10 protein-coding genes are annotated in these 12,448 nt (G+C 58.9%); 7 read left to right on the top strand and 3 right to left on the bottom strand.

Translation table 11 applies throughout. From position 1 onward, the window contains the following. Nucleotides 1–4: 4 nt before the first annotated feature. From FFI16_RS25285 to FFI16_RS25275, 3 genes are all read left to right on the top strand, one after another. The gene (locus FFI16_RS25285) at nt 5–2,914 is read left to right on the top strand and encodes an aminotransferase (protein WP_138817289.1); all 2,910 of its coding nucleotides are present in this window, start codon (nt 5–7) and stop codon (nt 2,912–2,914) included. 123 nt (nt 2,915–3,037) lie between these two features. Next, entirely contained in the window at nt 3,038–4,144 is a 1,107-nt protein-coding gene (gene aguA, locus FFI16_RS25280; RefSeq protein WP_138817288.1) for an agmatine deiminase, read from the top strand. Between the two features lie 234 nt (nt 4,145–4,378). Then, nucleotides 4,379–4,597 carry a hypothetical protein gene (locus tag FFI16_RS25275; RefSeq protein ID WP_138817287.1) on the top strand — a complete coding sequence of 73 codons (219 nt, stop codon included), beginning with the start codon at nt 4,379–4,381 and terminating at the stop codon, nt 4,595–4,597. A 300-nt stretch (nt 4,598–4,897) separates the two neighbouring features. Here the strand turns inward: FFI16_RS25275 and FFI16_RS25270 are convergent, their stop codons facing one another. After that, nucleotides 4,898–6,985, bottom strand: coding sequence for a TonB-dependent siderophore receptor (locus FFI16_RS25270; RefSeq protein WP_138817286.1), 2,088 nt, complete (start codon nt 6,983–6,985; stop codon nt 4,898–4,900). A 408-nt stretch (nt 6,986–7,393) separates the two neighbouring features. Here FFI16_RS25270 and FFI16_RS25265 point away from each other — a divergent pair, with 408 nt between their 5' ends. Both FFI16_RS25265 and FFI16_RS25260 read left to right on the top strand, forming a co-directional pair. Continuing rightward, nucleotides 7,394–8,680 (top strand): OprD family porin, encoded by a 1,287-nt coding sequence (locus FFI16_RS25265; protein ID WP_138817285.1) that lies wholly within the window; start codon nt 7,394–7,396, stop codon nt 8,678–8,680. Nucleotides 8,681–8,771: 91 nt separating this feature from the next. Beyond that, complete coding sequence (locus FFI16_RS25260) at nt 8,772–10,049, top strand: hypothetical protein (RefSeq protein WP_138817284.1); 1,278 nt, start codon at nt 8,772–8,774, stop codon at nt 10,047–10,049. A 93-nt stretch (nt 10,050–10,142) separates the two neighbouring features. On the opposite strand, the gene FFI16_RS25255 is transcribed toward FFI16_RS25260, so the two are convergent. Further along, complete coding sequence (locus FFI16_RS25255; protein ID WP_138817283.1) at nt 10,143–10,346, bottom strand: hypothetical protein; 204 nt, start codon at nt 10,344–10,346, stop codon at nt 10,143–10,145. Between the two features lie 212 nt (nt 10,347–10,558). Between FFI16_RS25255 and FFI16_RS25250 the strand changes: the two genes are divergently transcribed. Continuing rightward, the gene (locus FFI16_RS25250; RefSeq protein WP_138817282.1) at nt 10,559–10,780 is read left to right on the top strand and encodes a 4-oxalocrotonate tautomerase family protein; all 222 of its coding nucleotides are present in this window, start codon (nt 10,559–10,561) and stop codon (nt 10,778–10,780) included. Then, nucleotides 10,777–11,478: an SDR family NAD(P)-dependent oxidoreductase gene (locus tag FFI16_RS25245; RefSeq protein ID WP_138817281.1), complete on the top strand. Its 702-nt coding sequence runs from the start codon at nt 10,777–10,779 to the stop codon at nt 11,476–11,478. Before FFI16_RS25250 ends, FFI16_RS25245 begins: the two co-directional genes overlap by 4 nt. A gap of 18 nt (nt 11,479–11,496) precedes the next feature. Here the strand turns inward: FFI16_RS25245 and FFI16_RS25240 are convergent, their stop codons facing one another. Continuing rightward, on the bottom strand, nt 11,497–12,384 hold the full coding sequence (locus FFI16_RS25240) for an AraC family transcriptional regulator (RefSeq protein ID WP_138817280.1): 888 nt from the start codon (nt 12,382–12,384) through the stop codon (nt 11,497–11,499). Nucleotides 12,385–12,448: the final 64 nt, after the last annotated feature.

The raw sequence follows: 12,448 nt of genomic DNA, 5'->3' as shown, positions 1-12,448 counted from the left end.
CACAATGTTGCTCGCCACGTTGATCCATCGCGCTAATTTGCCTTGCCCACACGTAGACGCAGAGCAGGCGGCGCAGCTGCTCGAGCACTATTACGGGCTTAGCGGCACGTTGCACGCACTGGGCAGCCAGCAAGACCTCAACTACCGCGTCGACAGCCAGCGCAGCCGGTTTGTATTGAAAATTTGCCGGGGTGATTACGCCGCAGTCGAGTTGCAGGCACAGCACGCGGCTTTCAATGCGCTGCAGGCGCATGCGGATGTTCGCGTGCCCAAGGTCATCAAGGCGCTCAGCGGTGATGAGCTGCTCACCGTGGCGCTGGGCGGGCAAACCCTGCATGTGCGCCTGCTGGATTACATCGAGGGGCAGCCTTTGACCCATCTGCCGCATTTGGGCCGCGATGTGATCGCAGGTTTCGGTGACCTGTGTGGGCGCATGAGCCTGGCGCTGGCCCCGTTCACCCATCCGGGCCTGGAGCGCACCCTGCAATGGGACCCGCGCCACGCCCAGGCGCTGATTGCCCACCTGTTGGCCACACTGCAAAACCTGCCCCAGCGCACGGCGCTGGAGCAGGTGGCCGAACAGGTCGGCCGCCGTCTGCAGCCGCTGGCCGAGCACCTGCCATGGCAGGCCGTGCACATGGACATCACCGATGACAATGTGGTCTGGCAGCGTGATGCCCAGCGGCATTGGCAGGTACAGGGCGTGATTGATTTCGGCGACCTGGTACACACCTGGCGCATTGCCGACTTGTCGGTAACCTGCGCGGCGCTGTTGCACCATGCCGAGGGTGATCCCTTTGTGATGTTGCCGGCGATCCAGGCGTGTCACGCGGTGACGCCGCTGGCGCGTGAAGAATTGCAGGCATTGTGGCCGCTGATAGTCGCCCGCGCCGCAGTGCTGGTGCTCAGCAGTGAACAACAGCAGCGCCTGGACCCGGACAATAGTTACTTAAAGAAAAACGCCGAGCACGAGTGGGAAATTTTCCATGTGGCGACCTCAGTGCCCTTCGAGTTGATGGAAGCTGCCATTTTGGGTTGCGTCGGTGAAACGCTCACGCCGCTTGTCGACCAAGACTTCGCCCCCTTACTGCCCGGCCTGGTGGGCCGTGAGTTCGCGTTGATCGACCTGGGCGTTCTCAGCCCGCATTTTGAGGCGGGCAATTGGGAGGCACCTGGCATCGACCGGCGGTTGCTGGATGAAGCCGCAGCGGTGCATGGCTTGGCAGCCAGCCGTTATGGGCAATATCGGCTGTCGCGAACCTGCGCCGACAGTGCCGTGGAGCCGGACACTTTTCCCCTTCATGTGGAATTGCACCTGCCCCATGGCACGGTGCTGGAGGCGCCTTTTGCTGGCACGTTGCGCCACGGCGACGACGGTGTGCTGTGCGTACACAGCGCCGCGTTGAACCTGCGTTTATGGGGTGTGACCACGGCCCTGAAGGCAGGCGCGGTGCTGGTGGCGGGGCAAGTCCTGGGTGAGGTGCACGCGCCGCTCACCGTGCAGTTATGCCGCGTGGACCTTGAGCCGCCGTTGTTCTGCACGCCGTCCCGGGCGCAGGCCTGGCAGGCCCTTTGCCCATCACCGGCGACGCTGCTGGGGCTGGCCTGTGATGCGCAGCCCGAGCTGGACCCCGAAGCGCTGTTGGCGCGGCGCGATGCCAGCTTCGCCCGCTCGCAAAAGCACTATTACGTCGACCCGCCGCGCATCGAGCGCGGCTGGCGCAACCATTTGATCGACATGCAGGGCCGCTCTTACCTGGACATGCTCAATAATGTCGCGGTGCTTGGCCATGGCCACCCGCGCATGGCGGCGGTGGCGGCGCGGCAATGGTCATTGCTCAATACCAATTCGCGCTTTCACTACGCGGCCATCGCCGAGTTTTCCGAACGTTTGCTGGCGCTGGCGCCGCAAGGCATGGACCGCGTGTTTCTGGTCAACAGCGGCACCGAGGCCAACGACCTGGCCATCCGCCTGGCGTGGGCCTACAGCGGCGGGCGCGACATGCTCAGCGTGCTGGAGGCCTACCACGGTTGGTCGGTGGCGGCGGATGCGGTGTCCACCTCGATTGCAGACAACCCGCAAGCGCTGAGCAGCCGCCCGGACTGGGTGCACCCGGTGACCGCGCCCAATACCTATCGCGGCGAGTTTCGTGGGCAGGACAGTGCGCCCGATTACGTGCGCAGCGTGGAACACAACCTGGCGAAGATCGCCGCGAGCCAGCGCCAGCTGGCGGGTTTTATCTGCGAGCCGGTGTATGGCAACGCCGGCGGCATTTCGCTGCCGCCGGGTTATTTGCAGCAGGTGTACGCCTTGGTACGCGCCCAAGGCGGCGTGTGCATCGCCGATGAAGTGCAGGTGGGTTACGGGCGCATGGGCCACTTTTTCTGGGGTTTTGAAGAGCAAGGCGTGGTGCCGGACATCATCACCATGGCCAAGGGCATGGGCAATGGCCAGCCGTTGGGCGCGGTGATCACCCGCCGGGAAATCGCCGAGGCACTGGAGGCCGAAGGGTATTTCTTCTCGTCCTCTGGCGGCAGCCCGGTGAGTTGCCGCATCGGCATGGCCGTGCTGGATGTGATGGAGGAAGAAAAGCTGTGGGAAAACGCCCAGGTGGTGGGTGGGCACTTCAAGGCGCGCCTGGAGGCCTTGATCGAGCATCACCCGTTGGTCGGCGCGGTGCATGGGTCCGGCTTCTACCTGGGGCTGGAGTTGGTGCGTGATCGGCACACGCTGGAACCGGCCACAGTCGAGACCGCGCTGCTGTGTGATCGCCTGCGCGAGTTGGGGATTTTCATGCAGCCCACCGGCGACTACCTCAACATCCTCAAGATCAAGCCGCCGATGGTGACGTCTAAACGCAGCGTGGATTTCTTCGTCGACATGTTGTCGAAGGTGCTCGACGAGCAATTGTAGGTTGCCGATTTTTATCGACTAAAGGCTGTAATATTTGTCGACTATGATCTTTTATCACTTTAAAAGCCGATTTTTATCCGTTATAAAGTCGGCCTTCACACCCCATTCGGAGTCCTGAACGCCATGACCACCCTGCACAGCACACCTCGCGCCGATGGCTTCTACATGCCTGCCGAATGGGCGCCGCAAACCCAAACCTGGATGATCTGGCCCGAGCGCCCGGACAACTGGCGCCTGGGCGGCAAGCCGGCGCAGGCGGCGCATGTGGCGGTGGCCAAGGCCATTGCACGCTTTGAACCGGTGACCGTCGCGGTGTCTGCCGGTCAGTACGAAAACGCCCGTGCGCGCCTGGATGTGCCCAATATCCGCGTGGTGGAAATGTCCAACGACGACGCCTGGGTGCGCGACACCGGCCCGACCTTTGTGATCAATAACAGCGGCGAAGTGCGTGGAGTGAACTGGGATTTCAACGCCTGGGGCGGCTTTGACGGCGGCCTGTATGCGCCGTGGAACCGCGATTCGCAGGTGGGCGGCAAGATCCTCGAGATCGAGCGCGCACCGCGCTACCGCACCGAAGGCTTTGTGCTGGAAGGCGGTTCGATCCATGTCGACGGCGAAGGCACGGTGATCACTACCGAAGAGTGCCTGTTGAACCGCAACCGCAACCCGCATCTGGACCGCGCGGCGATCGAAGCGGTGCTGCGTGACCATTTGGCGGTAGATAAAGTCATCTGGTTGCCGGATGGCCTGTTCAACGACGAAACCGACGGCCATGTGGATAACTTCTGCTGCTACGTGCGCCCCGGCGAAGTGTTGCTGGCCTGGACCGATGACCCGCAAGACCCCAACTACGCGCGCTGCCACGCGGCCATGGCCGTGCTGCAAAGCAGCACAGACGCTAAAGGCCGCTCGTTCACAGTGCATAAAATGCCGATCCCAGGCCCGTTGTATGCCACGGAAGAAGAATGCGCCGGTGTCGATCCGGTAGACGGTTCCCAGGAACGTAATCCGACTGTGCGCTTGGCCGGTTCCTACGTGAACTTCCTGATCGTCAACGGCGGCATCATCGCGCCGAGCTTCGACGACCCGCTGGACAGCCAGGCCAAAGAGATCCTGCAGAACCTGTTCCCACAGCACGAAGTGGTGATGGTGCCGGGCCGCGAACTGTTACTGGGCGGCGGTAATATCCATTGCCTGACCCAACAACAGCCGGCACCGCACAAAAATTGAGTGCGGTTGTAACAGCGTTTGAGTGAACGCCGAGCGCTACCTGTTTAAAGCGCTTACAGCAAGCCCGCAGCCTGGCTAGGTTGCGGGCTTTTTTGTGTCCGAATGCCTATAAACACGGGACATTGGCATAGCTCTTGTATCGGTGTTGCCACAGTGACCCAAGGTGATGACTGCACAGTTCTGTCACAAACCTTGAGTAAGTTAGCCGCTCACGCAGTAGGAGAGAGCGCTGGAATGAATGCCGATATCAACCTGATCTACACGCGCCCGTTCCACCCGACGCGGGTTAGCGGTGATGCGATCCATGCGCTGGCGCTATGGTTGAAGGCAAACGGCTCGCGACAGGTGAGGCAGCAACAGCCTGACGTGCGCAGCGTGATGAGTGAACGCTACCCGGCGGGGTTGTTCAGTGAGGATGAGCTGCAAGCGCTGTGCGAACTACTGAAAACCTAAAGAACACCCAGATCAACTGTGGGAGCTGGCTTGCCTGCGATTGCATTCTGTCAGCCAGCAATTTTCCGGCAGACACACCGCCTTCGCAGGCAAGCCAGCTCCCACACTGACCGAGTGAAATTTAGAAGCTGTAGGCGCCTGTAGCCCGCAAGTTCGGTGAGCTACTGCAAAACCTGAAGAACACCAAGATCCATTGTGGGAGCGGGCTTGCTCGCGAATGCGGTGTGTCAGCAACATATTCAGTGACTGACACGGCGCCTTCGCGAGCAAGCCCGCTCCCACATTTGAATTGTGATTGGCTTAGAAGCTGTAGGTGCCTGTCACTACCAGGCTACGCGGCTCGCCCGGTTGGATCTGCGCTGCGCTGGTGGCCGAGGCGTAGTAGTTTTTTTCGGCGATGTTGTTCAGCGCCGCGCGCACGTCCCATTCCTTCTGGCGGAACCCGGCCAGCGCATCCCAGCGGCCATAGCCTGGCAGCACCACGGTGTTGAGGTTGTCGGCGTAACGGTCGCCCACCAAGGTCAGGCCGGTTTCTGCGTACCAGCCCATTTCCGGTTTCCAGGTGATAAACAGGCTGGCATTGCGCTTGGCCACGTCGCTGATGCGCTTGCCTTCAAAGCCATTGTTGTCCTTCACCACCTTGGCATCCTGCAAGCCGATGCCACCGCGTACGTACCAGTTACCGACGACCTTGCCGGTGGCGGTCAGCTCCACGCCGCGTGAGCGTTGCTCGCCGGTGAGCAGGGTGATGGTGCGGTCCAGTGGGTCGCTGGTGCGGCGGTTGTAGAGTTCCAGCTCGTACACGGCCAGGGTGGTGCTCAGGCGGTCGTCGAGCCAGTCGCTTTTAACCCCGATTTCCTTTTGCTTGGTCAGCTCCGGGCTCAGGTCGTTGACCGCGCCTGAGGCATTGGGGGTGATGCCGATCAAACCGCCGCCGGCTGGCGAGAAGGTCTTGCTCCATGAGGCATAGAACGAATGATGTTCCAGCGGCGTCCAGACCAGGCCGATGCGCGGGCTGGTACTGTGGCTGTCGACCGCCTGCTGGGTATTGAGCAGCTTGCTGGTGGTGTCCACTTCAAAGTGGTCGTAGCGCAGGCCGGCCAGCACTTGCCATTGATCGTTGAGGCGCAGTTGGTCCTGCACGTAAAGGGCGCGGCTTTCGACTTCGGTGTGGTTGTTGCTGGAAACACTCATGCGCCCGGTGTGGCTCAAGTGGCGGTCGGGCTGGTTGAGGTCCAGGCTCGGCACCGCCTGGCCGCCACGGTTGGTGGCGGTGGCGCTGTATAACTTTGGATCACGGCGCTGGCTGCCCAGCTCCAGGCCGGTGAGCAGGCGGTGCTCCAGGCCGAAGGTGTCGAAACCGCCTTCCAGCTCAAGGTTGTTGAACACGTTGCGAGTGTTCAGGTCTTGCTGCCAACGCTGGCGCGAGACCTTGTTGGTTTTGGGGTCGTAGCCGACCTGGTAGGTGTTGTCGAAATCGCTGTCGAGCTTGAACACACCGAGGGTGTGGCGCAGCTGCCAGTTGGCGTTGATCTCGTAGGCCAGCTTGGAGCGCAGGGACTGGGATTTATCGTCGATGTAATCGCGGTTATCGAAGTAGGTCGTGCTGCGGCTCACATCGGCCGGGCGGCCGTTGACCCCGGGAATGCCACGGTCCGGCGTGCGGTTGTAACGGCTGTATTCGTACTGCACCAGCCAGTTCAAGTCCGGCGTCAGTTGCCAGCTCATCGACGGCGCGAACAATTGGCGATTGCCGCTCACACCGTCGCGAAAGCTGTTGTTGTCCTGGTTGCCCATGTTCAGGCGCAGGCTGATGTTATCCGTTGGGTCAGTGCTGAGGTCGGCATACAGGCTGCGCAAATCCTGGCTGCCGCCTTGGGCTTCAATGCTGGATGTGTGGCCCGCCTGGGGCAGTTTGCTCACGCGGTTGACGATCCCGCCCTGGCCGCCGCGCCCGTACAGTACGGCGGCCGGGCCTTTGAGCACTTCGATGCGCTCGATGTTATGCAGGTCGCGCACGTACTGGCTGTCATCGCGGATGCCGTCCAGGTAGAAGTCATTGCTCGCGTCAAAACCACGGATACGCAGGCTGTCGAAACGCGTATCGGCGCCACTGCTGACGTTGGGAATGCCGCTTAACGCCTGGCCCAGGTCGTTAGTGCCGTAGGAACGCAGGCTTTCGGTTTTAACCGAGTCGATGGCCTGGGGCACGTAACGCACCGAGGTCGCTGTGCGGGTGGCGGTGTTGGTCTCCTTGACGCGTGGGTCGTCTTCATCAGCTTCGGCGCTCACCGAGGTTTCAGGCAGGACCGTGGCGGCACAGGCGAAACCGGCAGACAGCAAAACAGAAAGCCCAAAAGTGATGGGCGTCAGGCGAGGGGCAGGCATGGGGAATGTGTCCAAAAGTGTTGGAAAGAGAAAAGCGCGCGAATGGTAATGCTTTGCATTTGCGCAGGTTATCTATTCCCAAACATACCGCCGCTAAAAGTGTTACATGATGTGTTTTGTTGACGTATCAGACGGTTTTTCAGGCTTGAGCGGAGGCCTTGGAATGCACCGCTTAGAATTATTTCGCCTAAATACAGACGATTCACGAAATTGACACATAGTTCAACGCGCGCATAGGATTGCGCCCAACGCCTGTGGCTCACCGCCATGACTCATCCAATAAAAAAAGGCCCGCGGCAGTTCAGTCGTCCGCGGGCCTTCTTTTTTCTGGATAGCGTCGACACCAGAAAAGCAACACGGAGCCTGGTGTCACAGCGCGTACTCAACCAGTAATAAGGAATATAAGAAATGTTGAAGCAACGGATGAGTCTGATCGCTCTGGGGATTTTGAGCGCATCGACAGCAATGGCTAACGACCAGGAGCAATCCAAGGGTTTCGTGGACGACAGCCACCTGAACATCGCAGCACGTAACGCCTACATCAGCCGTGACTACAAAAACGGCAAGCAAGACAAAGCCGAATGGGGCCAGGGCTTCATCGGCAAGTTCGAATCCGGCTTCACCCAAGGCACCGTCGGTGTGGGTGTGGACGTGATCGGCCAATACGCCATTCGCCTGGACGGCGGTAAAGGTCGCAGTGGCGCTGGCGGTATCGACTTCTTCAAGCAAGGCGACAGCGGCGAAGCCGCCAACGACCTGGCCAAGGGCGGCGCAGCCGTCAAGGCGCGCATCTCCAACACCGTGATCAAATACGGTCAGCAGATGCCAGCCGTGCCGGTCCTGCAATATGACAACTCGCGCCTGCTGTCGGAAACCTACGAGGGCACCTCGATCGTTTCCAAAGAGATCGCCGGCCTGCAACTGGACGCTGGTCACTTCACCAAAGAAGCACGCAAGAGCGCCGAAGGCAGCGACAGCGGCCGCCTGAAAAGCATCGACTACATCGGTGGTAGCTACAAATTCACCGAAAGCCTGTCGGCCGCGTTGTACGCCTCCAACATGCAGGACGTGCTGAAGAAGCAATACGTCAACGTCAACTACGTGCTGGCCCTGCCAGAAAAGCAATCGTTGACCTTTGACTTCAACGGCTACAAAACCAAGCTGGACCGCAGCTTCGCCCTGGAAAACCAAGGTGATGCGGACGCCCGCGACAACAAAATCTGGAGCCTGGGCGCTACCTGGGCTGTTGGCCCGCACAGCTTCACCCTCGCTCACCAGCGCAGCACCGGCGACACCGGCTACCTGTACGGCGGCTACCGCAACGCTGGCGGTATCGGCGACGGCGGCAATACCATCTTGCTGGCCAACTCCTACTGGTCCGACTTCAACGGCAAGGACGAGCGCTCCTGGCAAGCAGGCTACGGCCTGGACTTCAGCGCCTTCGGCGTGCCTGGCCTGACCTACAACATCGCTTACGTGCGCGGCACCAACATTGACGACGGTTCCAACCGTGGCAGTGGCACCGAGCGTGAAATCTTCAACCAGTTCAAATATGTCGTTCAAAGCGGCCCAGCCAAAGACCTGAGCCTGCGCGCTCGTGCGTCGTGGTTGCGCGTCTCCAACAACGCCAGCAACTACAACGTAGGCGGTAACGAAATCCGTCTGTTCGCCGACTACCCGATCAACGTTTTCTAATTGATCGCAGGTCGCGCCTGATTCCAGGCAATAAAAAACCCCGACTGGTTCGGGGTTTTTCTATGGACGTTAATAAGTGAAGGATCATAGTGTGAGTGAAAGTCAAGCGCTGACAGTGAGAGAAAGTACGCCGTTATTTTTAGAGAGTTTTAAGGACGGTTTGATTACTATCGTAGATAGATTAAGTCGCTCTTTTTCTGAGCAATGGCCTATCGTGACATTCCTGGGGTCGGCATTGGGGGTGCTCGCGCTGTATGTGTACGTCAGGACCATTGGTAGAACAGACATTTTTATGGCCTCGGTATCTGTACAGGCTTCATTGTTTGTCTGGTTGTTTCTGGTTGTATTTGTATCGTTTGCTTATATGTTCGTTTTGATAGCGACACCTTCTCTTTTCAGTTTGGCAATATCCATGTTTGGAAAGCGCGATGTCGACAAAAGAACGGCAGCGCTTTGTTTGCTAGCTCCTGTGATAGCAGGGTTTGTCATCTTCGCAATCGGCATTTTTTACTTTTCAGACTACAATATACTTTGGACGATGCTGTGTATAGCCTTCGTAACGGCTTTGATTTTGATAATTGGCTTTCAGTTTAAATCCCTGAGAGACGCGGGTCTTGTCGCGTTGGGTAATAAAAAAAGCTTTAATAAAAATAAAATCGAATCAGTTGTTTTTGTTGCCGTTGTCTGGTTTCTTGTAATGTTTACTGTGGTATCGGGTGCGTCTCCGGCCCTATTGATACTTCGCGCATACTCTGGTGATCTGGAGACAGAAACTGTCAATGTTGTGGCGGGTATTGTGACACTCACAATGATCGCTTCATTATTGCCGATTGTCGTGTTTTACCTCTTCAGCGGTAAGTTATGGACGCGGGTATTTTATTCGGTTTTGTCGTCGATTGCGGTATTCCTGTTTGTGATTACTATTTCATCAGGCACACTGGGTATGATCACCTATTCGGCTGCCGGGATTTTAGGTGTACGGCAAAGCGAATCGGCTATTTATATTGTGGGTGATGCGTACAAAGGTATGGCATTTGATGAGGCTACCTGGAGTGCGAATACATTTGGTGACGGGCGAGTCTATATCACGGCGTTTCCGTTATATTCATTTGGTGATGTTCTTTTGCTGTGCCCGGACTCACTCATAAGTACCAACTTCAAAGATTGGCCCAAACGTTCCGGCCAATGCTTCGCAACGCGTAACAGTGATATGCGCTTGGCCGTGCCTAAACCCGTATCAAAAAAACACGTAATAGGGGCGCCCGCATGGTTTCGCTACATTCAGCCGCTATCGCTTAAAGCGGCTGGAAAATCGAGTGCCGGGGTCTGCATTATTCCATTGCACTGTGCCTTGCCTGCTGATCAATAGTGCAATAGCGACTACGTGATTTTGGGCGTCGTTTAGGGAGGTAACAGCAGGCAGTAAGACAAACGACACTTACGTGCTGTCAGCCTCCCCGCATCAGTTTTGCGGACGCTGCTTGGTGGCGTCCAGTTCGGCCTTTTTCGCCGAGCAGATCTCGGTGATCTTGGCCGACTTCTCGATAGCTATGTTGAATGTGGCTTCCATCTTGGCAATCGCCGAACCGGCGGTGTTGGTGCTGCCGGTTCCCCTGGTGGCCGGTGGCGTGCCGCCGCCGCCGCAGGAAGGAGGAACGCACGACATTAGAGTTCCTTGCATCGCGAAGATGCGGGTTGATGGGGGTTGGGAACACCCAAAGATGCTATTTATCCAGTACCGCAGCAGAATGTGAAATCTTGTGGAACTGGCGTGAACACTTGTTACACCACGTCACTAATGAAGTACTCCGGCCCGTCTTTATCCGCTCCAGGCGCAAGCCTAAATTGGCCTCACTGCCCGCCATTGGAGCCATCACCATGCCCTTCGTCAGCCTGCGCATCACCCGTGACGGCGTGACCCCTGAGCAAAAAGCCCAGGTCATTGCCGAGTTCACCGAAACCCTCGAACGCGTGCTCAACAAGCGCCCGGACCTGACCCACATCGTCATCGAAGAAATCGACACCGATAACTGGGGCTACGCCGGCGTCACCACCACCGAATACCGCAGATTCCAAGCCCTTACCGGAGAAACAAAATGAGCAAAGTCGTGATCATCACTGGCGCCTCCCAAGGCATCGGCGCCGCCGTAGTCCAAGCCTACCGCGCCCTTGATTATCGCGTGGTTGCCACCTCGCGCTCGATCCAGCCGTCCACCGACCCGAACATCCTCACGGTGCCCGGCGACATCGCCGACCCGGCCACCGCCCAGCGCGTCATCCGCGAAGCCCTGGTCACCTTCGGGCGCGTCGACAGCCTGATCAACAACGCCGGCATCTTCATCGCCAAACCCTTTACCGCCTACACCCAGGACGATTACGCCAACGTGTTGGCGGTAAACCTCAACGGCTTTTTCTACATCACCCAACTGGCCATCGCCGAGATGGAAAAACACGGCGCCGGCCACATCGTCAATGTCACCACCAGCCTGGTCGATCACGCCATCGACGGCGTGCCTTCGGTACTCGCCAGCCTCACCAAAGGCGGGCTGAATGCCGCGACCAAATCCCTGGCGATTGAATACGCCAAACGCGGCATTCGGGTGAACGCGGTAAGCCCGGGAATCATCAAGACGCCGATGCATGGCGAAGATTCCCACGCCGCATTGGGGCAATTGCACCCGGTCGGGCGCATGGGCGAAGTGAGTGATATCGCCCAGGCGATCACCTACCTGGAGAGCGCCGGGTTTGTCACCGGCGAGATCCTGCACGTGGACGGCGGGCAAAGCGCCGGGCACTGATACAGCACCACGCCCGGCCTAACCTGGCCGGGCGTTATCATCCCGAGGCGAGCGCCCGAAAAAGGCTTTATAGGCCCGGCTGAACGCGGCCTCGGACTCATAGCCAATCGCAAAACCCACCTCGCCGATGCGACCTTCCTGCTTGGCCAGCATGCTTTTGGCCAAGGTCAGCCGCCACTCATTCTGATACCGCAACGGCGAGCGCCCCACCAACGCGCTGAACCGCTCGCAGAAATTGGAACGCGACATACCGGCCACCTCAGCCAGCGCATCAATGCGCCACTGCTGGCCCGGCGCTGCATGAATAGCCCTTAACGCCCGCGCGATGCGCGCATCCGACAACCCGCCCAGCCATCCCGACGCAGCCCCTTGCTGCACCCAGGTGCGCAGGATGCGGATCACCACCAAATCAATCAGGCGTGAAATCATCAATGCCCCGCCCGGCTGCGTGTCATGGGCCTCAAGCAACATAAAATGCAGAATGCCTTCGGCCCAGGCGGCGGCTTCGGTTTGCCGAATATGAATAAGCCGGGGCAGGGCAAACAGCATCGCCTGGAAACTGCTCGCGTCGAACCAGAACCGACAAACCACCACACTGGCCGGCCCATCGCACGCCGTCAGCGTTATGCCCGTGGGGTCGTGAGGCAGCAACAGCACATCGCCCTGTTGCAGCGTCATCGGCGACTGGCCGCCGCCCTCCAATTGCAACTGGCCCTGCTGGAGCACGCAGATATGCGCGCTGTTTTCATCCAGCTCGAGCGGCTGCTGATCGGCCAACGCAGAGGAATACACCCGATCACCCGTCAGACGAATCTGCGCCAGCACCTGCGACAACAGATCGCCTTTGGCCAGCCCCTCCAACTGCATTTCTGGATGAATGATCAAGTTATCGAGGGGATTCATCATGTCTGCCCGGCCACGCCTTCACTAAGCTGATCCCCAGATCATAACGCGCCGCCGCCATCGGGAT

The organism is Pseudomonas sp. KBS0710, assembly GCF_005938045.2.
GTDB lineage: Bacteria > Pseudomonadota > Gammaproteobacteria > Pseudomonadales > Pseudomonadaceae > Aquipseudomonas.
The sequence above is the reverse complement of the archived record's forward strand: the minus strand, read 5'-3'. Positions and strand labels throughout refer to the sequence as shown.

Excerpts from the sequence above, each read along its gene's own strand:
- FFI16_RS25285 (WP_138817289.1), top strand. The coding sequence starts at position 5 with ATGTTGCTCGCCACGTTGATCCATCGCGCTAATTTGCCTTGCCCACAC.
- aguA (WP_138817288.1), top strand. The coding sequence starts at position 3,038 with ATGACCACCCTGCACAGCACACCTCGCGCCGATGGCTTCTACATGCCT.
- FFI16_RS25275 (WP_138817287.1), top strand. The coding sequence starts at position 4,379 with ATGAATGCCGATATCAACCTGATCTACACGCGCCCGTTCCACCCGACG.
- FFI16_RS25270 (WP_138817286.1), bottom strand. The coding sequence starts at position 6,985 with ATGCCTGCCCCTCGCCTGACGCCCATCACTTTTGGGCTTTCTGTTTTG.
- FFI16_RS25265 (WP_138817285.1), top strand. The coding sequence starts at position 7,394 with ATGTTGAAGCAACGGATGAGTCTGATCGCTCTGGGGATTTTGAGCGCA.
- FFI16_RS25255 (WP_138817283.1), bottom strand. The coding sequence starts at position 10,346 with ATGTCGTGCGTTCCTCCTTCCTGCGGCGGCGGCGGCACGCCACCGGCC.
- FFI16_RS25250 (WP_138817282.1), top strand. The coding sequence starts at position 10,559 with ATGCCCTTCGTCAGCCTGCGCATCACCCGTGACGGCGTGACCCCTGAG.
- FFI16_RS25245 (WP_138817281.1), top strand. The coding sequence starts at position 10,777 with ATGAGCAAAGTCGTGATCATCACTGGCGCCTCCCAAGGCATCGGCGCC.
- FFI16_RS25240 (WP_138817280.1), bottom strand. The coding sequence starts at position 12,384 with ATGATGAATCCCCTCGATAACTTGATCATTCATCCAGAAATGCAGTTG.